The sequence below is a fragment of the Methylobacterium sp. genome (assembly GCF_019750675.1).
Taxonomy (GTDB): Bacteria; Pseudomonadota; Alphaproteobacteria; order Rhizobiales; family Beijerinckiaceae; genus Methylobacterium.
Map to the genome: position 1 here is coordinate 1 of NZ_JAIEOF010000438.1, position 20,336 is coordinate 20,336.

21 protein-coding genes, 6 pseudogenes and 1 other annotated feature are annotated in these 20,336 nt (G+C 65.7%); of the genes and pseudogenes, 15 read left to right on the forward strand and 12 right to left on the reverse strand.

All coding sequences use genetic code 11. The features are described 5' to 3' along the window. Positions 1–467: 467 nt before the first annotated feature. Entirely contained in the window at positions 468–734 is a 267-nt protein-coding gene (locus K2X24_RS23040) for a hypothetical protein (protein WP_292501447.1), read from the forward strand. A 371-nt stretch (positions 735–1,105) separates the two neighbouring features. Here the strand turns inward: K2X24_RS23040 and K2X24_RS23045 are convergent, their stop codons facing one another. The 3 genes from K2X24_RS23045 to K2X24_RS23055 form a co-directional block, all read right to left on the reverse strand. After that, the gene (locus K2X24_RS23045; RefSeq protein ID WP_292501491.1) at positions 1,106–1,354 is read right to left on the reverse strand and encodes a hypothetical protein; all 249 of its coding nucleotides are present in this window, start codon (positions 1,352–1,354) and stop codon (positions 1,106–1,108) included. Between the two features lie 361 nt (positions 1,355–1,715). Continuing rightward, positions 1,716–2,747, reverse strand: coding sequence for a fumarylacetoacetate hydrolase family protein (locus K2X24_RS23050; protein WP_292501493.1), 1,032 nt, complete (start codon positions 2,745–2,747; stop codon positions 1,716–1,718). Positions 2,748–2,928: 181 nt separating this feature from the next. Beyond that, positions 2,929–3,345 (reverse strand): hypothetical protein, encoded by a 417-nt coding sequence (locus K2X24_RS23055; protein ID WP_292501494.1) that lies wholly within the window; start codon positions 3,343–3,345, stop codon positions 2,929–2,931. A 6-nt stretch (positions 3,346–3,351) separates the two neighbouring features. Here K2X24_RS23055 and K2X24_RS23060 point away from each other — a divergent pair, with 6 nt between their 5' ends. After that, a complete protein-coding gene (locus tag K2X24_RS23060) occupies positions 3,352–3,702 on the forward strand; it encodes a hypothetical protein (RefSeq protein WP_292501495.1) in 351 nt (116 codons plus the stop codon). A gap of 73 nt (positions 3,703–3,775) precedes the next feature. On the opposite strand, the gene K2X24_RS23065 is transcribed toward K2X24_RS23060, so the two are convergent. After that, positions 3,776–4,582 (reverse strand): hypothetical protein, encoded by an 807-nt coding sequence (locus K2X24_RS23065; protein ID WP_292501497.1) that lies wholly within the window; start codon positions 4,580–4,582, stop codon positions 3,776–3,778. A 719-nt stretch (positions 4,583–5,301) separates the two neighbouring features. Between K2X24_RS23065 and K2X24_RS23070 the strand changes: the two genes are divergently transcribed. The 7 genes and pseudogenes from K2X24_RS23070 to K2X24_RS23100 all read left to right on the forward strand — a co-directional run bounded on the left by K2X24_RS23070 (position 5,302) and on the right by K2X24_RS23100 (position 11,128). Beyond that, positions 5,302–5,550 carry a hypothetical protein gene (locus K2X24_RS23070; RefSeq protein ID WP_292501500.1) on the forward strand — a complete coding sequence of 83 codons (249 nt, stop codon included), beginning with the start codon at positions 5,302–5,304 and terminating at the stop codon, positions 5,548–5,550. 338 nt (positions 5,551–5,888) lie between these two features. After that, the gene (locus tag K2X24_RS23075) at positions 5,889–6,101 is read left to right on the forward strand and encodes a hypothetical protein (RefSeq protein WP_292501502.1); all 213 of its coding nucleotides are present in this window, start codon (positions 5,889–5,891) and stop codon (positions 6,099–6,101) included. Between the two features lie 139 nt (positions 6,102–6,240). Next, positions 6,241–6,663, forward strand: a complete 423-nt coding sequence (locus K2X24_RS23080; protein ID WP_292501503.1) for a DNA-binding protein — start codon at positions 6,241–6,243, stop codon at positions 6,661–6,663. 344 nt (positions 6,664–7,007) lie between these two features. Then, positions 7,008–7,142, forward strand: a pseudogene (locus K2X24_RS23085) (IS6 family transposase); the annotation flags it as partial. 808 nt (positions 7,143–7,950) lie between these two features. Then, entirely contained in the window at positions 7,951–8,841 is an 891-nt protein-coding gene (locus K2X24_RS23090; RefSeq protein WP_292501505.1) for a hypothetical protein, read from the forward strand. 102 nt (positions 8,842–8,943) lie between these two features. Beyond that, positions 8,944–9,393 (forward strand): hypothetical protein, encoded by a 450-nt coding sequence (locus K2X24_RS23095; protein WP_292501508.1) that lies wholly within the window; start codon positions 8,944–8,946, stop codon positions 9,391–9,393. Between the two features lie 13 nt (positions 9,394–9,406). Continuing rightward, entirely contained in the window at positions 9,407–11,128 is a 1,722-nt protein-coding gene (locus K2X24_RS23100) for an AAA family ATPase (RefSeq protein ID WP_292501510.1), read from the forward strand. A gap of 192 nt (positions 11,129–11,320) precedes the next feature. Here the strand turns inward: K2X24_RS23100 and K2X24_RS23105 are convergent, their stop codons facing one another. The 4 genes and pseudogenes from K2X24_RS23105 to K2X24_RS23120 all read right to left on the reverse strand — a co-directional run. Next, entirely contained in the window at positions 11,321–11,587 is a 267-nt protein-coding gene (locus K2X24_RS23105; RefSeq protein ID WP_292501512.1) for a hypothetical protein, read from the reverse strand. A 1-nt stretch (position 11,588) separates the two neighbouring features. Next, positions 11,589–11,798: a hypothetical protein gene (locus tag K2X24_RS23110; protein WP_292501515.1), complete on the reverse strand. Its 210-nt coding sequence runs from the start codon at positions 11,796–11,798 to the stop codon at positions 11,589–11,591. 72 nt (positions 11,799–11,870) lie between these two features. After that, positions 11,871–13,100 (reverse strand): annotated as a pseudogene (locus K2X24_RS23115) (IS3 family transposase). Next, positions 12,703–12,819, reverse strand: a sequence feature (AL1L pseudoknot). Its footprint overlaps the pseudogene before it by 117 nt. A gap of 52 nt (positions 13,101–13,152) precedes the next feature. Then, positions 13,153–13,589: pseudogene (locus K2X24_RS23120) on the reverse strand (transposase); the annotation flags it as partial. A gap of 235 nt (positions 13,590–13,824) precedes the next feature. Between K2X24_RS23120 and K2X24_RS23125 the strand changes: the two are divergent. Then, the gene (locus K2X24_RS23125) at positions 13,825–14,169 is read left to right on the forward strand and encodes a hypothetical protein (protein ID WP_292501517.1); all 345 of its coding nucleotides are present in this window, start codon (positions 13,825–13,827) and stop codon (positions 14,167–14,169) included. A 364-nt stretch (positions 14,170–14,533) separates the two neighbouring features. Here K2X24_RS23125 and K2X24_RS23130 read toward each other — a convergent pair. Further along, positions 14,534–14,650 (reverse strand): annotated as a pseudogene (locus K2X24_RS23130) (IS630 family transposase); the annotation flags it as partial. A gap of 378 nt (positions 14,651–15,028) precedes the next feature. Between K2X24_RS23130 and K2X24_RS23135 the strand changes: the two are divergent. Further along, positions 15,029–15,466: a TadE/TadG family type IV pilus assembly protein gene (locus tag K2X24_RS23135; protein ID WP_292501520.1), complete on the forward strand. Its 438-nt coding sequence runs from the start codon at positions 15,029–15,031 to the stop codon at positions 15,464–15,466. Next, positions 15,466–17,100: a pilus assembly protein TadG-related protein gene (locus tag K2X24_RS23140; protein ID WP_292501523.1), complete on the forward strand. Its 1,635-nt coding sequence runs from the start codon at positions 15,466–15,468 to the stop codon at positions 17,098–17,100. The genes K2X24_RS23135 and K2X24_RS23140 overlap by 1 nt, the downstream gene beginning before the upstream one ends. A gap of 58 nt (positions 17,101–17,158) precedes the next feature. On the opposite strand, the pseudogene K2X24_RS23150 reads toward K2X24_RS23140, so the two are convergent. Further along, positions 17,159–17,984: pseudogene (locus K2X24_RS23150) on the reverse strand (transposase). Between the two features lie 36 nt (positions 17,985–18,020). Beyond that, a complete protein-coding gene (locus K2X24_RS23155; RefSeq protein WP_292501534.1) occupies positions 18,021–18,179 on the reverse strand; it encodes a hypothetical protein in 159 nt (52 codons plus the stop codon). Here K2X24_RS23155 and K2X24_RS23160 point away from each other — a divergent pair. The 3 genes and pseudogenes from K2X24_RS23160 to K2X24_RS23170 form a co-directional block, all read left to right on the forward strand. Continuing rightward, positions 18,169–18,402: pseudogene (locus K2X24_RS23160) on the forward strand (integrase core domain-containing protein); the annotation flags it as partial. The gene K2X24_RS23155 and the pseudogene K2X24_RS23160 sit on opposite strands and share 11 nt — an antisense overlap. Before the next feature lie 245 nt (positions 18,403–18,647). Beyond that, entirely contained in the window at positions 18,648–19,190 is a 543-nt protein-coding gene (locus K2X24_RS23165) for a MucR family transcriptional regulator (protein WP_292501529.1), read from the forward strand. A 214-nt stretch (positions 19,191–19,404) separates the two neighbouring features. Continuing rightward, positions 19,405–19,935 (forward strand): hypothetical protein, encoded by a 531-nt coding sequence (locus tag K2X24_RS23170; protein ID WP_292501532.1) that lies wholly within the window; start codon positions 19,405–19,407, stop codon positions 19,933–19,935. 191 nt (positions 19,936–20,126) lie between these two features. Here the strand turns inward: K2X24_RS23170 and K2X24_RS23175 are convergent. Then, the coding region (locus K2X24_RS23175; RefSeq protein ID WP_366934553.1) for a PIN domain-containing protein at positions 20,127–20,336 on the reverse strand (210 nt) is incomplete at its 5' end.

Here is a 20,336-nt window from a genome sequence, read left to right on the forward strand (position 1 = left end):
GTATGGTTTACGATTGATGAAGGCATGGTCGGCCCCGGTCGACGGCACTCGCAAACCTGCACCGGAGGCCTCGGTCCAGCTCGATCATCGGGGCCTTTTCGGTCTCGACCGATCTCGCATGAGAACCGGTTCTTCCGTCCGATCGCGGTGACGGCCACGCTCGGCCACATCCACGCGCAGCACGCTGAGGGTCTCGCGGCCGCCAGCCACAGCTATCGCGGGAACCGCGACCGGCCCAAACCCATTCTGAAATCTGGTATATTGTATTTTATATACGTATTCATGTGTTCTGTCGTGAGGATCCGTCTCATGACGCTGATGAGGGCGCGTCCGTGACACGGCTTTAATCCCGCTCACCGTGTGTCATGCGACACGTCGAGAATGAAAACGGCTTCCTATCTTCAGTTCAGACAGACAGAAACGGGCCAGAGACCTGGTTCGTACGAAACTGGAGAGACAAAGCCATTATGAAGACCCGTATCGCCGCTCTTGCCACCGCCCTTGTCCTTGGCGTTGCTCCGATCTCGTCCGCGATGGCTTACGACAGCCCCTCCCGTTACACCGGGTTCGCGCCCTACGACGTCGAGACCACGGGCTCGTTCGAACCCCGCCGCGTCGCCCCCCTGCGCAACCCCTACAGCTGCCCGATGAGCTCGGCCGCCGAGGGCAACGCCAACCAGCAGAACTTCCCCACGCAGCAATACGGCCAGACCTCGGGCGGGAATCGCTGCTGATCGGACGGGAGAGGGACAACCCGATGCTGCTGAAGGGCTTCTCCTACGCGATGGCCGCCGCCTTTGTCGGCGGCCTCGCCTTCACGGTCGTGGGCTCGGCCAACGCCTTCCTGAGCCTGTAGCGACCCTAGGCTCCCCCCTCGGACCCGCCCGGCCTCCGGCCGTGGCGGGTCTTTGCGTTGGCCGCGCGGGCGTCGCGGCGCTGCGCGTCCGCCGGCCCGACAGGCCTGGCCGAGGGGATCCGGAGCCCGGACATGCGAACGGCGCAGGGCCCGAAGGCCGCTGCGCCGTTGGTTCCGGCCGCTCGGGGCGCCGGCGGCCGCTCGCCCGATGGATCGGGGTGGCGGCCGCGGACAGGCGCCCCGGCAGGATCAGCGCGCGGTGGACTCGCCGGCTTCCGCGACCACCCGCACCGTGCGGCCCGGGGCGGTCGGCTTCGCCACGGCGACGGGCTGGGGCGTGGTGGTCAGGTCGCTGACGCTGCGCACCGCCTGCGTCTCCCGAGCCTGCTCGCGGAAGAGCGGCGGCGTCAGGTGGAGCGCCTCGCCTGCCATGGCGGCGCCGGTGGCGAAGGTTGCCGAAGCGAGGATCGTCAGGGCGAGGAAACGGGTGGTACGCATGGGAATCTCCGGGGTTGACCAGCCGGGGGCGGGCCGTTGCGGAGATAGAACCATGTTTTTGTGCGATGCGATTTGCTCATTTTGCAACGCACCATAGTGCGAAGGAACGAAGGTTCGGTGATTATATCGCCGCTTTCCGGTGGCCAAAGCGATGGTCTGCTCAGCAGAAGCCATGTCCTGAATGCAAGGGACGATGAACCGTCATCCAGATCATCAAATAAAATTTTTGCCGAGCCCAAATATACTTTTGGCAGAACCACCTTTTGCATGGCTGCCCTGCCGGTTGTGCACTGCCATCGTCGCAAATCCTGCCCGCAGGGAGGCCGGGGAAACCCGGCCGGCTCTCCCCGGGGCACGGACCTCAGGCCGGAACGGCCTGGATCAGGTTCCGCAGCGTGCCGAGGCCGACGATCTCCGTCTCCATGACGTCCCCGGGCTTGAGGTATTCCGGCGGCTTGCGGGCGTTGCCGACGCCGGGCGGCGTGCCGGTAGCGATGATGTCCCCCGGAACCAGGGTGAGACCGCGCGAGAGTTCGGCGATGATGCGGGCGACCTTGAAGTACATCTGCCGGGTCGAGGCATCCTGCTTCACCACGCCGTTCACACGGGTCAGGAGATGCAGGTCGGAGGGGTCGAGGTCCGTCGCGGGCACGATCCAGGGTCCGATCGGCCCGTAGCCGTCGAGGCTCTTGCCCTTGAACCACTGGCCGCCGTGCAGCTTGACCTGCATGTCGCGCGCGGTGGTGTCGTTGATGACGCTGTAACCGAAGACCGAGCGCAGGGCGTCGGCCTCTTCGATGTTCCGGCCTCCCGTCCCGATGACGACGGCCAGCTCCACCTCCCAGTCGATCGCGGTGGAGACCTTCGGGTCGTAGGGAATCGGGTCGTAGGGCCCGTTCACCGTGTTGACGCCCTTGGTGAAGAACACGGGGTGGGCGGGGTACTCCGCGTTCGTTCCGCGAACGGCCTGTCCTTCGGCGAAATGCTCCAGGTAGTTCCAACCGACCGCGTAGATGTTGCGCGTCGGCGCCGGGATCGGCGCGAGAAGCCGCACGGTCTCGACCTGTGGGCCATCGCCGGCCGCGGCGGCACGCCGTACGGCGTCCAGGGCTTTTGGCCCGGCCTCAATGAGCGAGACCATCCGCGTCGGGTCGAAACCCGGTACAGCGACCGCCGTCAGATCGACGACCCGTCCATCCGCGCGGACCGCGCCGACCCGCGGCGGGCTTCCGGACTCGGGCACGAAGGTGACGAGGCGAAGCATGTCGCCGCCGGTGGGCGGGATCGGGCGTCCGGGACCGGAAGCGGGTGCCTGCGCGACAGCCGGTCCCGCCAGGGCGCCCACGGCTGTCGCGGCCGCAGTCAGGTGCAGGAAATCGCGTCGCGTGCTCATGGTTTCCTCCTTCGCGTCCGCCCTTCATGCGAGGCGTTTGCGCGCGTCAAAAGCGTTGGCCGTTCTCCCAGATAAGCACACACGGGCCGCGGACGCCCACCTCACCCATCGTGAAAAGACCCCGGACACGAAAACGGCGGGGCTTTCGCCCCGCCGCCGGTCGTCTCGAGGATGTGAAGGGTCAGCGGGCCGGGCCGCCGGAGGTCTGGCCATATTGCTGGACCGGGAAGTTCGGCTGGCCGGCATTGCCTTCCTGGGCGGAGTCGCGGCCCCGCACGGTCCGGATCGATCCGGTGGTGATGTCGTCGTACCGGCTGTTCGCGAGGCCGCCGGGTGCGGCGACGGCGGCGATGCCGGCCGGGGCGGTATAGCTCTGGGCGAGCGCGGGCGAGGCCATCGCGCCGACGCTCAGGATGGCGGCAGCAACGGCAGAAGCAATACGTGTGTTCATGGCACAATCCACTTGGGTTTGCGCGGTCTCCGTCAGATGGCGGCTGGCCGTGACTTGTTGGGTGACCCTGATGTAGGCCTGCCCCAACCGGAACGACGTGCCGTTTGGCACGCCCATACCGGACCGATTGTTCGCGCCCAGGAGCACACCGCCATGATCCGTCCCCGCACGACGGTGCCGGCTTCCGCCGCGCCCTCCGCACCCGGGCGCGCGCCTGCCGACCCGATCTCGCCCGCCCCGTCCTGGCAGGAGGCCGTCGGGCCGGTGGCGGAGGCCCTGTTGAGCCTCGTCGCGGCCGTCGAGAGCCAGCCGAAAGCGGGCCCGGCCGTGAAGGCCTTCCAGGCCGCCATCCGGCGCAAGGGCGAGGAAGCCTCGGCGGCGGGCGGGCGCGAGGCCATGGAGGCGGCCCTGCGGATCGTCGCCGAGGCCGCCCCCGACCGTGCCGAGCGGCGGGACAGCATCGTCGACAAGGCCTGGGCCGGTCTGCCGGGCTGGCGGAGCTGACCCGCGGGGTCCCGATCGTTCACCGCCTCTGCGCCGCCCATCATGATCCGCACGGTGAGCCGGACGGGTGCTGTCACCCCGAAGGATGGCCGTGATCGTCCTGGCGACGAGCCGGGACTGGCCCATCCGGCAGCCTTTCGACCGGTTCCGGCGGCGAACGCGTCCCTGAAAAGAGACTCTTCTCCGTGGCGTGCAGGGCTTTGCACCCTGTCGATCCCGGCTCGGGCCGGGGCTCGGTGGGCGGGGCCGACTCTGTCCGTCTGCGCTTGCCGCCCCGCTTGATCCAGGCCTGCCAGTCCTGGCTGACGATGCGCACCAGGTTGGGGGCGTTCCGGCGGCCGGGGTAGCGCCGTTCCTCGATCGTGAGGAGCCCGTCGCCCGCAGCCAGGCGCAGGGCCCCTTGTGCCAGGCGCCGGCAGACGCCGGCCCGGGCCGCGATGGCGTCGAGGCAGAGGTCGCACAGGCCCGCCTCCGCCACGGCGTCGGCCACGATGCGCAGGACCGCGCGCTGGCCCTCCGTGAAGCGGGCGGCGAGCCGGGGCGGCAGGGGACCCGAGCAGGCCAGCAGCCGGCGCCGGTCGCGCGAGGCGATCCGGTCCGGGCTCCTGGGGATCTTTCGCGGGGGGAACAGGCTCGCACGTCGGACGACGAGGCCCGAGCCGGCAAGACCCGAGCCGACGACTCCCGGGATGGGCAGCGGCCGCATGCCCTCGCGGATCGCCGAGCGGCGCCCGTGCAGATGCTCGGCGAGGCCTTGGGCCCCCCCGTCGCTCAAGGCTCCCGCCCCGTGACCTCGCCAGAGCTGGCGGGAGAGTTCGTCCATCTGCGCGAACGTGCGCGCCCCCTCGATCGCGGCTCGCATGATCTCGGCATGCAACATCGGTCCCGGCTCCTGCCCGGGCCGCGGCAAAGCAGGGGGCGCGGCCGGAGCCGTCCCCGTCAAAAGGCAAAGCGCCATCGTCTCGGGAAGCGATCCCGATTGACACCTGAGCGGTGTTATGATGTCTGGGGAGCTGTTATTGGTCTTCCCAGACTTCATCGATTTCGACGGCCTCACCCCTGGCAGGGTGGGGCCGTTGGCGTTTCGGGCTTAGGTCTCTTGCGCGGCCATGTTCCCTGACTGGTGATCGGCGCGCGACTCAACCCCAGGGGTGAGCGCGGCCAGACATGCCATCTCGGCTGGCCGGCATGGTTAAGTCAACGGTAACGCGTGCTCGATCCGGTCGGCGGAGGCGGGTCTCCTGCGCAACGAAGGCGGAATAGGGCGTGATCGACTTTGGCGACAGGCCGCCGCGCCAGGACTTCGCAATTATGCGAAGCGGGTTTCCGATCCTGCCGCGCTGCTTGGTGCGCCCCGATCCGGCCGGTCGCCCCCGCGCGCCCTTCGATCCCCCGGCAGGCACGGGGTGTCCAAGGCGATCTCGCAAAAAGCGGTCTGCGGCCCTGCGCCGAAAATCTGAGATCGAACAAAAGTTTAGGTGGATTTGCGTCGGGCCGCCGGCGCAAGTCCGTTTAGTGCGGTCGCGGCGGAGTTCAAGAATGTCGCGAACGGCCAAGCTTTGTTATCCGCAGCTGAATCGATGCGGGGAGCGGATGGGAATGGCGGTGGGGCGTGAGGCAGGCCGGGACACGACTTGCCCGGAGACGACTTGGACGCCGTCGAAGGCGGCGCGGCAACGGCGGCTCTGGCGCGGCTACGACATCAGCCTCCGGTCGAGCGGCCTCGTGCACGGGCGCCCCGCCCCGGTCGGAAGCTCCGGGCAGGCGCTTCAGCTTCCGCCCCGCTGGCTCACCGCCCGCGAGCTGATCGGCATGGCGCGCGCCGCGCGCAGCAAGCCCCAGAACTGATCCGGTTTCGGATTGCTTCGGTCGGCCGTGCGCGCGACGCGCTCCCACACCTTCGGGAGAGGGGGCCGTTCCGACCGAGCCAGACCGAAGCGATCAACCGACAGCGGTGTGATACGGTTTCTGGCTGATTACTACGTTCTACCGACGCGCGACTTACTCCCTCTCCTGAAAGGAGAGGGTTGGGGTGAGGTATGGTCCACTTCTGAATAGGTCACACCTTGTGACCTGAATTCCGCCGCCTCTGGTATGGTTGCCGAAGCGGTGGCAGCAGGCCCCAGGACTGAACGGAGCCCTGGGCTCCACCGGGGGCGGTTGTACGGCGAAAGGGTCTCGACCGCATGATCATCACGGCGCTCGCAAATGTCGGCGCCCGCTATCTCCAGTTCTTGATCGGTTTGACGAGCGCTGATCCTCCGGTTTTTGATCGATCTGCTTGCGTCGGCTGGGAACAATCTATTAAGCTGATCCGGACCAGCATTGGTCAGCGGCAGCGCCCGATTCGAATCGAACGGCGCGCCCGGTTCAAGTCCGCTTTGCCAAATCCCCTTTAGCTAAGCAGCATCCGACAGCGAGAGCCCGTTGCGCAAACAAACAAGGCGGTCATTCACCGTCGAAATCAAGCACAGCATCACCTCCGGCCGATCCTTCATCCCCACCAAGCAGCCCCGCGTTCCACGCAAGGGCAAATCCATGGACAAGGCCCTGGCGGCTCCGTCGCCGGCCGAGACCGAACGGGACGGCGCGCCGGGTCTCGCCGAATGCGCCGAGCCTCGCCGCATCCTGCCGAGCCTCATCGTCTGGGAGCCGCCGCAGCCCGAGCCGGACCCCGAGATGCCGCACGAGGCGCCCCTGCCCCGCGTCCGCCGCGTCGTGCCGTCCCTCGGACCCGATGGTGCGCCGCGCCGCAGGGGCCGGCCGCGGAAGGTCGTCCCCGAGGGCGAGCCGATCGCCGTCGCGCCGCCGGTCCCCGCGCCGCCGCGCATCGAAACCCTCGCGCCTGCCCGTGCGGTGCCCGCTGCGCTCGTCCGGCCCCAGCGCGTCGCCCGGCCCGAGGTGGCGGCCCTGCCGCGCGCCGAGCGCTGGAAGCGCCGCCTGCCCCGAGCCTGTTGGTAGGCCACCGGGGCGTCGCGATCCGGTCGCGTCCCGTGAGCTGCACCCTGTTCTCGGAATGAACGAAGTACGCCCGAACGGCATTGAGCTTCGGGTAACCGGGTTCGCGCATGGTTCCGGTGAGCCTTGTCCTGCGTATCGGCTCCAGTCGTGTGGACACGACATGTCCCGCCGGCCCGCCATCGCGGCGGCCGGCGGGATCTCTTACGATCCTTCACTATTCGGGTCTCACCGGGAGGGGTTCGCCGAACCAGTTTTCCGTGGCCTGTCGCAAATGCGATCGCACAGGTGTTTATCCGACGTTGACCATACGACCGGCATAACGCCTTTCGTTTTGGAAACTGCTCATGATCCTGTCTGCCATCGCTGCGAAGCTGAAGCAGCGTGCCAAGGCCGACTTCAAGGGGCGGCCCGACAAGGCTGCGCTCATCGTCCAGGCCGTCGCATGGTATCTGCGCTACCCGTTGAGCTACCGCAATATTGTGGGGTAAACGCCGGTGCGCTCGCGTTTGCGACAGGCCCTGCGCGGGTCTTACTTACCGTTGAGATACCGCTTGAGAGCTGTCTGAAAGGCTGGTTTGGTCAGTTCCATGCGCTCGAACAGTAAGAGCGGATCGTCGATGCCCGGACTGTCGATCTACGGAAGCAGCTGACGGATGCTGTGGTTCGGGTGATCGAAGGCCAAAATGCAGTAATAGATGCGCACCGAAACTGCGTGGGCCATCAGAGACAAAGAATAATCACCGCAACAAAGGTGGGCGGGGGAATCCCAGATGTTCCCAGAGGCGTACGCCAGGCTCGCGTTAACGATGCCAGGCAGAAGGCCTTGTCGAATGGGAAATTGACGCTCTCAGGCGCTTCCCAAACCCCCGCGCCCGGGCCAAGTTCGGAGATGGCAGACCCAGCGCACGTGCCACGCCGCCCTTTAGCAGGGAGCGGCCGGCACCGGTGTTAGCAGCACCAGCCCCGGCCTGACCACAACCTGTATCCTTCGGAGATACTGACCATGGCTACGACCACCCCTACCGGCATTGCGCCCCCGACGAAACCGTCCCGCGCCTCATCGACCGATTTGGTCCTCTCGCCCGTCCCGCCGATCCGCATGATCGCCTGAAGGCTCCACCCTCCGCATTCCTGCCTGGAGTGCCGGCGGCCTTCGCTCTCCTGCAATCGCGACACCTTGAGACGTCGGCAGCCTAGGGCTCCGACGCATGGCTGCCTGCTGTTCGTGCCGTTCGTCGGCCGGCCTGCACGGGGGCTGGGTGTCCTTCTGGACGGACTTGAACCCCCATGACCATCATTCCCCACCCGGCTGCTCAGAGCAGCGGCCGGACCCGGCTGCCTGCAGGCAGCGACACCGCATCCCGCTCGACCGCGTCCGGACGCATTGCCGTTCCGCTCGGTGCTGGGGCCGCGCAGAACTGCGGATACGAGCAGACCGCGAATTCGTTCGCGTGTTCTCCTGCCTTGCTGGCAGCCGCCGACCTGGTCGTCGACCAGGCGCTGCGGAACGTCTTCACGCCCGACCCCCTGCTCGGTCCCGGCCTGTCGCAGGTCGCATCGGTGCTGTCCTCGGTCGTGAAGCGCCACGGCACGCTCCTCGAGGCGGCATTCACCGATGTGCTGGCGAACCGCGGCCGCTACTTGGTGATGCGGGACGTTCCGATGCCGATCACCGTGCCGACCCAGGAGTTGATCCGGAATAGTTCGATCTCCCAGTTGTCGCAAACGGCGATCGATCTCTCGGGCGATATTGCTCAGACCGTTAAGCTCGATCTCGTCGTGATCGATCGCCGGACCCAGAACGCTTTCATCATCGAGATGAAGCGGGGAGGGGGTAAGTCCGAGGCGAGGAAAGTCCATCAGATCGAGTGGATACTGCGTTGCGCCCAAGTCCAGGGCCTCGCGTTCCTCGATACACTGGGCTTTCATGTCGCTCGTGTTCGAGCTGTCCTGATCGATGTCTACGGACGCGGTGGTTATAGCCCCGATTTGTCCATCAGCGGCAGGGACATCGAACGGCTCTTCGAGGAGCCCGTCATGGCCGCCATCGAGGCGGTCACCGCCCGGATCACGGCGCGTCTGCGCGCGGACATTCCCGAGCTTCTCGCGCGCACTTTGGGCACCCTCGAGGTGGCGGGAACCGTGATGCCGCTGCAGCCCCGTCCCATGGCGCGCTGATCCAGACGGGTCGCGGACGCGACCCGGCCGACTTCCACCCCTTTCCCTGTTCCCTCGGCACCGTTGCGCCTTGGCGCCCGTGCCTTCTCCAGGCTTGCCTCGATGACCGCCCCGATCGATCCGAACCGCTCTCTTGCGGTTTCTCCGCCCGCTCTCGCCTTCCCCAGTGCCCCCCTGACATGGTGGAGGACCCTGCCGCCCGAAAGCCTCGATCTTACGGCTCAACGGCACCTGCGCGCCGTTCTCGTCGCGGCACCGCCCCTGCCGCTTCCCGGCTGGGACGCGGCGATCCGGGCCGATCCGGCTGCCGCGATCGGGGTCGCGCTCACCATTCTGGCGGAGGGCGTCGCCCGACCCGGCAGCCTCGACCGAGCGCTCTCGGCCGTGTTGGTCTGCGCCGCCCTCGGCGATCCCGCATGCCGTGACCTCCTCGTGCATGTCCTCGGCCGCCGCGCCCGGCGCCGGGCCGATCTCGACGCCTTGCGCCTCGCCCGTCGCTGGCGTGGCTGGGGCCATCAGGGCTCCGCGTCCGTCATCGCACCCGGCCGCTGAGGAGGATCGACCGATGGCTTTTTCCTCGACCGCACCCGTGCCGCGCATCGATGCCAAGGCGGCAGTGGCCCTCATCCTGGCTGCCTTCCCGAAGCGCTTACGCCTCTGCCTGGACACGGCCTTGCGGATCCCGGCCGCCCGCGAGGGGATCGTTGCCGAAATTTCGGCTCTCGTGCCCGAGGCGACCGATCTGGCCGCGGCTTGGAACACGATGGTCGCCGCTGCGGGGGCCGATCCCTGGTGTGATCCGGACGTCATTGCTGCCCGGGGTGCTCTGACGCGGTTTCTCGACCACCACGCCGCCGAACGGGACGTACCGGCCGCACGGGCGCTCGCCGATTGCGTGACGCTGCTGTCCTGCGGTGGCGACGATGCGGCGGCCGCCGCCCGCATCGCGCTGCCGATCTGGCTCGAGGCCGAGGCACTGCCGGGGCTCATCCTCCACCTGCCCGCCCTGGCCGAGGCGCAGACCGCCCTCGGCCTCGGGCGCCGAGCCGATCACGACGAGGACCTCGACATTCACGAGGAGGCTGCAGAAGCGACGCTCCTCGGTGGCTGGACCGACGCACTCGAGGCTGCCTACGCGAGCCTGAACGCGGCCGCTTCAAACGTCGTCGTGGCCGCCGCCGTTCTCAGTCGCGGCGCGAGCAGCGAGATGCTGCTCTGCACGCTTCTGGTGCGGGCGCTTCTCTCCTTCGGGGAGAGGCTGACACAGCCGGTCGCCGACCAGGCCGGCGAGCACGAACGCCGGCGCCGACGTGGGGTCGAGGAATCTCTCGCGAAGATTCGAGCGCGCGAGCGCGAGGCTTCTCGGTTGTCAGCGATCCCGGGCGAGACGCGCCCTGCACCGATCGAGCCCGCCTCTCCCACCCCTGGGCAGATCGTCGTGGTCGGTGCGGTGCGCGAGGCAGGGGCCGACCGCACGAGAAATATCGCCCGGGGCTTCGAGACCATCATCGGGCGGCCTGTTCCGCTTGCTCCCGTGCCGGACCTCCGGGCGCTGCGCGGCAGCCTCGCGTTCGAATTTCCCTACGCGCTGAACACCATCGACCGTCTTCTGGCCGATCTGGTCGGGCAGACTTACGTCGCGTTCCGCCCGACCGTCCTGGTCGGCCCCCCGGGGGCTGGAAAAAGCAGACTCGTCGCTCGCCTAGCCCGCCATCTCGGGATCGGACTCTGGCGGGTGGACGCAACGCACGATAGCGGAGCGGCCATCGGCGGTCTGGATCGGCGCTGGGCGAACACCGAACCCGCCCACCCCGTCCTCGCGATTGCGCGTCACGGCGTGGCCAATCCACTGATCTTGCTCGACGAAATCGAGAAGGCCTCGACCGGAACGACCCATGGCCGCTTGTGGGACGGCCTTTTGCCGATGCTGGAGCGCGAGACGGCGTCGGCCTACCCGGATCCGGCGTTCCAGTGCGCGGTCGACCTGAGCCACGTCTCTTGGTTGTGCACGGCCAATGGCGTCGACCCACTACCGGGACCGCTGCTCGACCGATTGCGGGTGATCGAGATGCCCGGCCCGACCGCTGCAGACCTCGAAGCTTTGTTGCCGCCCGTTCTGGCCGGGATTGCCGCGAGCCGAGGGCTGGATCCGCGCTTCCTGCCCGCGCCCGACGGCGAGGAGCTGACCCTGGTCCGCCAGGCTTGGCCCGGCGGCTCGATCCGGCGCCTCACACGAATCGTCGAGACGGTGGTCGCCGCGCGGGAGATATCGAGCCGACGGCACTGATCGGTACTCCCTCCCGCGGCCGCAGTCATGGGTAGTCGTCGCGGCGAGGAGCCTTCGGTTTCAGGGTAACAAGGCCGGTCGTATCGGATCGCAACGGAACGGAGGACGCGCTGCATTCTCATCGATCGAGACCTCGAAGGAAGCTCGGATTTCTGCCTGGGGCGTGACGAGGCTGTAGAGGTTGCACATGGCTCAGGTCCTCAACGGCAGGCCCGCCGCCGTTGGTCCGCCCGTTGTGTCGAGCTTGGCCCGGCACGTCATGCCATAGACGTTGGGCGTTCGGCTTCCAACCTCGCGCTGGAAGCGACAGGATTGCGTGAGCGCGAGGTAGACGTCCAGCACCGAGTCGTGGGCACCGAAGCGCCGACGCAGCCGATCGATCCAGTAGGACCCGCGTCGTGCGCAGGGGCTACACAGGATCACGAGGCGGTCTGCGCGGACATCGCACAGGCACTCCATGTCAGGCGCTCCTGCCAGGCAAGGCTCCCCGGACGTAGCCATGGGAGACCATGCGCTCGGCGGCCGCGAGTTTCGTTTCGAGGGCTATGACGTCTTCGATGGCCTGCCGGAGGGCGCGGCACGCATCACCTCCCGCCGCCTCCTCGTAGGCGAGAGCGATCATCTCGACCTCGCTCATGGCCGCTAAATCGGCGATCTGCGCAGCGGTCATGAGCCCCGTCCTCTGTGAGTACAAAGGACGAACTGAACCGCCCCGGGTTTTCCGGAGGCCATTTGGTTTGGGTCAGGCTGCCAAGGACTGAGCCTCGGCCTGGGCATAATAGCGCGCTTCGGCCTCGGCGGAAGGGATGTTGCCGATGGGTTCGAGTAGCCGGCGGTGATTGAACCAATCGACCCATTCGAGGGTGGCGAACTCGACCGCCTCAAAGGACCGCCACGGCCCACGCCGATGGATCACCTCAGCCTTGAACAGGCTGATCACCGTCTCGGCGAGGGCGTTAATCGTAGCTGTCGCCAACACTGCCGACAGACGGTTCGATGCCCGCCTCGCCGAGGCGCTCGGTGTAGCGAATGCTCACGTATTGCGCCCCGCGGTCGGAGTGACAGACGAGGCCGCCGCCAGCGAAGGGGCGGCGCTCGTGCAAAGCCTGCTCCAGAGCATCGAGCACGAAGTCCGCCCGGGCAGAACGTGACACGCGCCAGCCCACGATCCGGCGGGCGAAGACGTCGATCACGAAGGCCACGTAGACGAAGCCGCCCCAGGTCGCGACGTACGTAAAATCCGCGACCCAGAGCTTGTTCGGGCACGCGGCCGTGAACTGCTGGTTGACCCGGTCGCGTGGGCAGGCCGCAGCCGGATCGGGGATCGTCGTCCGGACCGTCTTGCCCCGCACCACGCCCTTCAGGCCCATCGCTCGCATCAGCCGAGCGACGGTGCAGCGAGCGGCCACGATCCCTTCGCGGCCGAGCTGAAGCCAGACCTTGCGCACGCCGTAGACGCGGAAGTTCGCCTCGTACACGCGCTGGATCTCGACCATCAGTGCTGCATCCGAGCGGGCCCGGGCCGGCAGCGTCTCGGGGGCAGCCCGTCGCGCGACATGGGCATGGTACGTCGACGGGGCGATCGGCAGCACCCTGCAGATCGGCTCGACCCCATAGAGCGCGCGATGATGGTCGATGAAGGCGATCATGACCGGGACCGGCGGTCGAGCTCCGCCATCGCAAAATACGCGGACGCCTTGCGCAGGATCTCGTTCGCCTGCCGCAGTTCGCGAACCTCCCGCTCCAGCGCCTTGATCCGCTCGCGCTCGTCCGTGCTCGGCCCGGCCCGTACGCCCCGGTCACGCTCGGCTTGGCGAACCCAGTTCCGCAGCGTCTCGCCCGAGCAGCCGATCTTGGCCGCGATCGACTGCATCGCGGCCCAGGGTGAGCTGTGCTCGCCCTGATGCTCCCGGACCATCCGGACAGCCCGCTCGCAGACCTCAGGGGAAAACGGTGGGGTATGCTTCGTCATGGCTCCAGTCTCTCAAGAGTTGGAGCCTCCGGAAAACCCGGGGCGGTTCAGATTGCGCTGCGGCCAGTTCCTTCAACCGCATCCGCAGTGCGACCTGAGGGTCGGCTCGCTTCCTGTAGCGCTGGGACGAACGGCCGAAGCCGGTAGCCAGACAGGCCCGACGCTCGCTGATGTCGTAGGCCACCTGCAGGTGACCGGCGACCTCACGGCGAACGGCGGGCCTCGCCACTTTCGCTTGAGCACGTCCTGCAGCATGGAGCGGTCCAGCGTCAGGTCGGCGACCAGCCGCTTCAGCTTGCTGTTCTCGTCCTCCAACTGCTTGAGCCGTCGGATCTCCGGCACGCCCATGCCGACGAACTGCTTCTTCCAGCGATAAAAGGTCGGCTCGGATACGCCCATTTTCCGGCAGACCTCGTCCACCGTTGCGCCGTTCTCCGCCTGCCGCAGAGCGAAGGCGATCTGTTCGTTCGTGAAGCGTTTGCAAGGCATCGCATCACCCTCCTTCAGGGTTCAGGATGCCCGAAAAACTTGCGCTCAGCGCGGACCAGTTTGCTGGGTCAGGGTCATTTTTGCCGGGATCATGCTTCGAAGCCAATACACAGCTGAGACGAGCATTGCCCGATCTTCAAGGTTGCATAAATCTTTAAATAGACGACTTTACATCAGAGTTGAGTGCGTCATGATGCTCCATAGGCGAGTAAGATCGAGCGCTGAGGAGAGCCCGATGGGCCGGAAGTTGAATTTTTTCGAAGTTGACGATTTTGGTGCAGTCTCGGACCATTCAGCCGCTGCACGAGCAGCAGATCAGGCGCATCGCCATCAAGAGATCCAGCTCCGGATAACCAAGGCGCTCGGAATTTCGCTGGAGGAGCTTAACCGAACTGGAGACCAGCCGGCACCCGGGCCAAAAAGTTCAAGCTCTTCCGACACGGTATCAGCCGCGTTGAACCGCGACTGTTCGGCTATGGTACAGGTGTTTGCCGGTATCAAGGATCCTGACGAACGTCGACGCCTGATCAAATCCGTGGAAGACGCAGCCAGGAAATCGTCGTCAAACGATCCGAGCTAACATTCGTTACCGTCCGAACAGCCAGAGTAGCACTCCGCCCGTCGGCTGGCCCCGGGATGTCACAGCGGAACGTGGCGTTCTGCCACTTGATCTGCTCGGCTGTGACTTCACTGACCGTGGCAGTGCCGATTATGAAGGCGCACAGTAGTCCGTACGTATCGTGCCGTTTTTCGGATTTGCGCTGTATTTCGGCGTGCAACATTGGTTCATCCGCACTTTTGGTGCTGACGGAGTCAGATCTGGCTTTTGAGCGTTGATCCTCCCCATGACCAAGGAGGCGTCGGATGCCGATCTCGAGCCCGTCTCTACCGACAGTGCCCGATGGGTTGCACGTCGATGAACTGACGCTCTATCCGTCCGGACTGTCCGGACCCTGCGCGTTAAAGGCGACCACCCAATCGCGCACCGTCTGAAGACCTACCGCTCCGATCCGGGCCGCGTTAGTGCGGCTCCCGCCATCGTAAATCTCCGCCAGGGCCAGCCTCTCGGCCCGCCCGCGCTATCACGAGCAGGATCAAGGGCGAAGGACGCCGCGTCGAGATGCGGGATTTCAAGGGTGTGTTCGTGTGTACCTTTGGGCGAACTATATCGGCCCGGCTAGCCCAGGACCTGAGGCAGACGGTATTCCATGCTGATCTGCCAAGAGGCGACGAAGTCAAAAATTCAGCAATCCGATCCTTAAATTGATAGAATATGCGTAATCATCTACTGGAATTATTCACAAATTAATCATGCGTTAATCATCTTAACATTTAACTACTTTTTTTATCAAAAGTTGTGGAGTGGGTTGCAAATTTCATTCAGAATATTTTCTGAAGGTTGATATACACAACCAATTATAGAATTTGAGACTATCCCCATGTCCATCCTCAAGCGGTTCAGGGCAGGTTCTCTCAAGCACGACGCATCCGGCGCCGCGGCCGTAGAGTTCGCGCTCCTCGTTCCTTTCGTCCTTCTGGCCATGTTCGGCATCATGGGATTCGGCTGGTTCCTTGGAATCGCCCATAGCCTCCAGGAGGCGGCCTCTCAATCCGCCCGAGCCTCGGTCGCGGGTCTCGATCCGGGCGAGCGCACGACTGTCGCCATCGCCACGGCCAAGCGGCGGAGCACGGATAATCCCCTCATCCGTCCGGACGCCCTGACGGTGGAGGCCGGTCCCGACCCGGCGAACCCGGACATCTTCATGGTCACGGTGCGCTACGACCTAACAACTTCAGTCCTCATTGTAGTCCCCCACTTCGTTCCACTGCCGTCATCCCTGACGAGGACCGCAAGCATCCGCCGCGGCGGCCTGTGATGCGCCGCCCCCTGCAAGCCTTCGGATCGGATCGCAAGGGGGCAATCGCGCCGCTCTTTGGTCTCGCCATCACCGTCTTGCTCGGCTTCGCCGGTCTTGGGGTCGACCTCGGGGTTGCCTTCCACCAGAAGCGCAAGCTCCAGGCCGCGGTGGACATCGCCGCTCTGGCATCGGTCAGCGCCAGGGACAGCAGGGCCGCCGCCCTCCTTGCCCTCGACGACAACGGCTTCGACGCCCCGACCGGGTTCGTCGTGACGCCCGGCACATACATCCCGAACAGGAGCGTCTCTATCGACGCCCGGTTCGTGGCTGGAGGGTCTCTTCCTAACGCCTCGCGCGTCACGGCCGGGGCGTCGATAAGGACTTCGTTCGCCCACCTCGTCGGCGGGCCCTCGATTATACATATGACGGCGACGGCCACCGCCATACGGGGGGATCTCGCTGCCTTCGGGATCGGGTCCCGTGTCACAGCCCTCGACGGCGGGATCGGTAACGCCATACTCTCCGGCCTGTTGGGATCGACGGTCTCGTTCTCGTTGCTCGACTACCGCGCCTTGGCCGATCTCAAGATCGACGCGCTATCGTTTCTTAGGAACGCTGCGATCCGCGGGCACATCCAGGCCATCACCTACGCCGACGTTCTGGCGGGCTCGCTCTCGGTCAGCGAGCTGGCACTTGCCCTCGCGGACACGGCCCGTTCCACCCCGGGCGGCTTCGATGCCGCGCAGGCCCTCTCTCGCCTTCCTACCGGAACCACCACCACGGGACGCGTGAAGCTGGCTGACCTACTGTCCGTCGGCGAGATCTCCCAGACGCCGCTCGCGTCCCCGGTGGGGCCGTTGACCGTGGCAGCCCTTGGCATGCTCAACGCAGGTGCCGTGCTTGCTAACGGGACGAACCAGGTCAGCCTTGACCTCGGCGCCAACGTCCCGGGCCTACTGAGGTCCAAAATTACCCTCCGGGTCGGCGAGGCATGGCGGACGTCGGGTTTCGTAGCCCCTGGCGCCACACTGTCGACCGCCCAGGTCAGAGCCCTCGTGGAGGTCGCGCTCACGGCTCCACTGGGGCTCGGCGAACTCAAGGTGCCCATCTACGTCGAGGTGGGACGTGCTAAGGCAGCCTTCACCAAGATATCTTGCCCGTGGAGCTCGTTGGACCAGAGGTCGGTGAGCCTGGACGTGACGACGGGGGCGACCTACCTCGCGATCGGCGATACGCCGTTGTCCTACCTCAACCCGGACGGGTCGCGGCCCCCGCTTAACACGGTGGCGATACTAAAGGCCTTGCTGCTTGAGGTGCGCACCTCGGCCAAGACGGAAATCGGGGCTACGACGCGCAGCCTCACGTTCAGCGATGCCGACATCTCGACGGGGCGGATCCGGACGGTGTCGTCCAACCAACTGACGACATCACTGTCGAAATCCTTGTTCTCAAGCCTCGTCCTCGACGTCAATGGCCTTCCCCTTGGGGGCATCCTCAACCTTCAGGGTCTCATCGGCGGGGTGCTAACGCTGGCATCGCCTGGCATTGACGCCATCCTCGACGGGCTGCTGTCATCGCTCGGCATCCAGGTCGGGGCTGCCGACGTCTCGGTGGACGGGACACAGTGCGGCGGGGCGGCCCTGATCCAGTAAGAGCCTTGCGGCCGGCGCGGATTGGAATTGCTCCTGTTTCGATACTGCTGGCGAACGCCTACGCGGCTGTCGGCTGAGTCATGATGCGGGTGAAGGCGGAGCATCGGGGTTGGGCAGCAGGGACATCGTCAATCCAGGCAGCGAGGCGGCCGAGGTTGATCGCCGTGGCCGTCAACAAGTGTTGCAGGTGCGTCTTGGCCAAGCCGAGATAGCGGCTACGGCGTAGGCCCATTGCTCGCACACCGCTCGAGGGCGTGCCCTCCACGCCGGCTCGCCGCCGCCGGTCGGCCCTCCCGTGCCCGTGCCGCGACGAGCGCCTCGTATTCCTCGCGCAAGCGCGGTGTCAGCAGGCGGCGCTGGGAGCGCGTGCAGCGCGGCTTCAGAGGACAGGCCTTGCAGTCACGCGTGGCGAAGCGGATGCGCATGACGGTTCGCTCGAGGTTGTGGTCGGGACACCAGCTTCGGCTGCTGTGCCCGGCCGGGCAGACAGCGACCTGTCGATCCCAGTCGAGCCGGAAGGCCTCGATGGTGAACGCCCCCTCGGTGCGAGCCTGCCACTGATTGTCCTTCGGGACCGGTCCGATCAGCTCCACGCCGTGACTGCGCAAGGCGGCCACGAGGCCGTCGGCGTCGATATAAGCGGCGTCGACAAGAAACCGCGCCGGCAGCAGATCCTTGGCCGTGAGGGCCGCGTGCAGCGGATTCAGCACCACGCGGTCCACAATCGGGGCTGGGGTCGTCGCGACGTGGATGATCAGCGGCGGCCCTACGTCGTCGCATGTCTCGCTCAAGTGGACCTTGTAGCCGATCCAGGTGGTGGCGCGCTTCTTGGCATCGCGCTTCTTGGCATAGTGTACGTCTGCATCGTAAGGCGAGGCGACCATTGTGAGAGCTGGTGGGATGCCGTCGATCTCTGTCCGCTACCAGACGCGATCGCCGCCGCGCAGCCCGCCGACGTCACCCTCGGCGAGGTGGAAGTTCTGCAACCAGACCCGGCGCAAGACCGCGACGGCCGGCACATCGCGCAGCCAACCCGGCGCGGTCCCGGCGTCGATGGCCACGAGCAACGTCGAGCGCATGAACCGGACCCTCAAGGAGGCAACGGTCAAGCGCTACCATTACGACAGCCACGATCAGCTGCGAGACCACCTCGCCGCCTTCCTGGATGCCTACAACTTCACTCGGCGGCTCAAGACCCTACGCGGCCTCACGCCATACGAGGCGACCTGCCGAGCCTGGGCAAAAGATCCAAGCCGTTTCAGATACGATCCGACCTACCTCACCTCGGGACTGAACACCTAGCCCTCAGGCGGCAACGTGGGCGACATGGCGCTCCCGATATTCCTCAGTCTCGACAGTGGCGGACCTGAGCACCAAGCCATTTGGGCTTTGATCAGGACGCTCGTTACATAGAGGTGAAAACAAGGCCTCCTCTGTCTGCAATGCTAAATTAAAACTGATTGCCATTACATTGTGTCGATAGCATCTTGATTTCTCTGAAGATGACGTGGATGCGTTAGCCTTCTCAAAAATCAGAGGAACAAAAAATGGAAGATCAAGCTGGGCCTGCGACTGAAACCACGAGTACCGCCTACATCACATTGACAGCTGACATCGTGTCAGCCTATGTGTCCAAGAACTCGATCCCGCCGAGTGAGCTGGCCAATCTCCTCGCCTCTGTGCATGCCGCTGTCAGCAGCATTGCTGCCGGTGGAGCGGGCGCTCCGACGAAGGACGGAGTCGAGAAGGCGACACCGGCTCAGATCAAGAAGTCGATCACGCCCGATGCACTGATCAGCTTCGAGGACGGCAAGCCATACAAGACGCTGCGCCGCCACCTTACGCTTCGCGGGCTCACCCCCGAGGCATACCGGGCCAAGTACGGTCTTTCTGCTGACTACCCAATGACCTCCGCCAGCTACTCGGCGCAGCGTTCCGAGCTCGCACGCGCTCTGGGGCTTGGCAACAATCGGAAGGGCCAGACCAAGGCGTCGGCAAAGCTCGCGGATGCGGAGGATGTGATCTCGCAGACCCCGGCCGAGGCGAAGAAGAAGGCTGGACGGCCGCGCAAGAATGTCGCTGCCGAGTGAGACTTCGAAGAGGCGGAGGCTCCTCTGTCGCCGCCTCCGGTTGCGCAGGCGTGATACAAAGTGAACAGCCGATCCACCTGCTGCCGGTGCAGGGCGAGCCGGAAGCCGGCTCGAGCGGGAGCCACGCGCCGGAGCTGCCATCGACCAGCGGTGTAGCCAAGGCTTCACTTCCTCCGTACGCTTTCACCCCGCCAGCCCGAAGCTTTCGAGAACGATGATTCTCGCCTCGTTCATCCCTGCAGGCGTGACGGAGAAGCGCGTGGCTCCTACCAGGCGTCAGCTTGCCGCCTCAATCCTGATGTGTGCGCACATCGCCGATCGGGAGGCGATTGCAGGGTTCCTGACCGATCCGGCAACTCAGGTCGGGGGCAATCCTTTTCCGGGTACCAGTGTCGGTGCCCAACGCCAGACCTGGACCGGACACAGCTTCGAGTTCCGAACAACCCGAACGGAAGTCCTCGGTCTGACCTGCCTTCTGCGCGTGCTGGGCGGCTTACCGGGCGACGAACCCTTGGTTCAGGACATCTTCCAGTCCGGACCTTGCCGCGCGTATGTCTACCACTTCGGAGACGGCTGTCGGGTCGTGGGATCGGTCCTGCACGCCAAGCCAGGTGTCGCGCTCCCTATCATCAAGGTCCGATCACGACGTCGACGTCTAACGAATGCGTCTCACGCTCAACTCGACCTGTTCGCCATCGCGATGCCGATCGAGGCGCGCGGACTTGTGCATGAGCACCACGCCTGACGTTGGGGGGCGGCCAAGATGCCGATGATGATTGCGTCTCGTACGAGACCGTGAACGGCTCTTCGATCGTTAGCAGGTCTCAGGAGCCTTCGACTCCGCTCATCACACCATGCGCCGGGGCAGGCATCCCCCAACCGCCGTCGTAGGGTGTCGATCGTGTGGCCCGCATCGCACGGCCCATCCACTCGGCATCAGCGTACGAGTTCGATGGCAACCTTGAGCGTGCTGGCGAGATCGCTCCAGGCCCGGTCCGCGGTCAAAGCCGTCGCCCCGCGTTGTTGCGCCAGGGCGAGGCACGCGCGGTCACCTAGCGAGAGGCCCAGACTCTTCGTCAGAGGCCGCAGCATTCCCACGGCACGGGCCTGGATGTCATCGAAGGGAATGACCCGAAGGTGGAGGCC

Bases quoted from the DNA above. Each gene is read 5' to 3' on its own strand.
- K2X24_RS23080 (WP_292501503.1), top strand. From the start codon at position 6,241: ATGGACAAGGCCCTGGCGGCTCCGTCGCCGGCCGAGACCGAACGGGAC.
- K2X24_RS23090 (WP_292501505.1), top strand. From the start codon at position 7,951: ATGACCATCATTCCCCACCCGGCTGCTCAGAGCAGCGGCCGGACCCGG.
- K2X24_RS23105 (WP_292501512.1), bottom strand. From the start codon at position 11,587: ATGGAGTGCCTGTGCGATGTCCGCGCAGACCGCCTCGTGATCCTGTGT.
- K2X24_RS23040 (WP_292501447.1), top strand. From the start codon at position 468: ATGAAGACCCGTATCGCCGCTCTTGCCACCGCCCTTGTCCTTGGCGTT.
- K2X24_RS23100 (WP_292501510.1), top strand. From the start codon at position 9,407: ATGGCTTTTTCCTCGACCGCACCCGTGCCGCGCATCGATGCCAAGGCG.
- K2X24_RS23045 (WP_292501491.1), bottom strand. From the start codon at position 1,354: ATGCGTACCACCCGTTTCCTCGCCCTGACGATCCTCGCTTCGGCAACC.
- K2X24_RS23110 (WP_292501515.1), bottom strand. From the start codon at position 11,798: ATGACCGCTGCGCAGATCGCCGATTTAGCGGCCATGAGCGAGGTCGAG.
- K2X24_RS23155 (WP_292501534.1), bottom strand. From the start codon at position 18,179: ATGCGCTCGACGTTGCTCGTGGCCATCGACGCCGGGACCGCGCCGGGT.
- K2X24_RS23075 (WP_292501502.1), top strand. From the start codon at position 5,889: ATGATCATCACGGCGCTCGCAAATGTCGGCGCCCGCTATCTCCAGTTC.
- K2X24_RS23050 (WP_292501493.1), bottom strand. From the start codon at position 2,747: ATGAGCACGCGACGCGATTTCCTGCACCTGACTGCGGCCGCGACAGCC.
- K2X24_RS23070 (WP_292501500.1), top strand. From the start codon at position 5,302: ATGGCGGTGGGGCGTGAGGCAGGCCGGGACACGACTTGCCCGGAGACG.
- K2X24_RS23135 (WP_292501520.1), top strand. From the start codon at position 15,029: ATGTCCATCCTCAAGCGGTTCAGGGCAGGTTCTCTCAAGCACGACGCA.
- K2X24_RS23095 (WP_292501508.1), top strand. From the start codon at position 8,944: ATGACCGCCCCGATCGATCCGAACCGCTCTCTTGCGGTTTCTCCGCCC.
- K2X24_RS23170 (WP_292501532.1), top strand. From the start codon at position 19,405: ATGATTCTCGCCTCGTTCATCCCTGCAGGCGTGACGGAGAAGCGCGTG.
- K2X24_RS23165 (WP_292501529.1), top strand. From the start codon at position 18,648: ATGGAAGATCAAGCTGGGCCTGCGACTGAAACCACGAGTACCGCCTAC.
- K2X24_RS23060 (WP_292501495.1), top strand. From the start codon at position 3,352: ATGATCCGTCCCCGCACGACGGTGCCGGCTTCCGCCGCGCCCTCCGCA.
- K2X24_RS23125 (WP_292501517.1), top strand. From the start codon at position 13,825: ATGGGCCGGAAGTTGAATTTTTTCGAAGTTGACGATTTTGGTGCAGTC.
- K2X24_RS23140 (WP_292501523.1), top strand. From the start codon at position 15,466: ATGCGCCGCCCCCTGCAAGCCTTCGGATCGGATCGCAAGGGGGCAATC.
- K2X24_RS23065 (WP_292501497.1), bottom strand. From the start codon at position 4,582: ATGTTGCATGCCGAGATCATGCGAGCCGCGATCGAGGGGGCGCGCACG.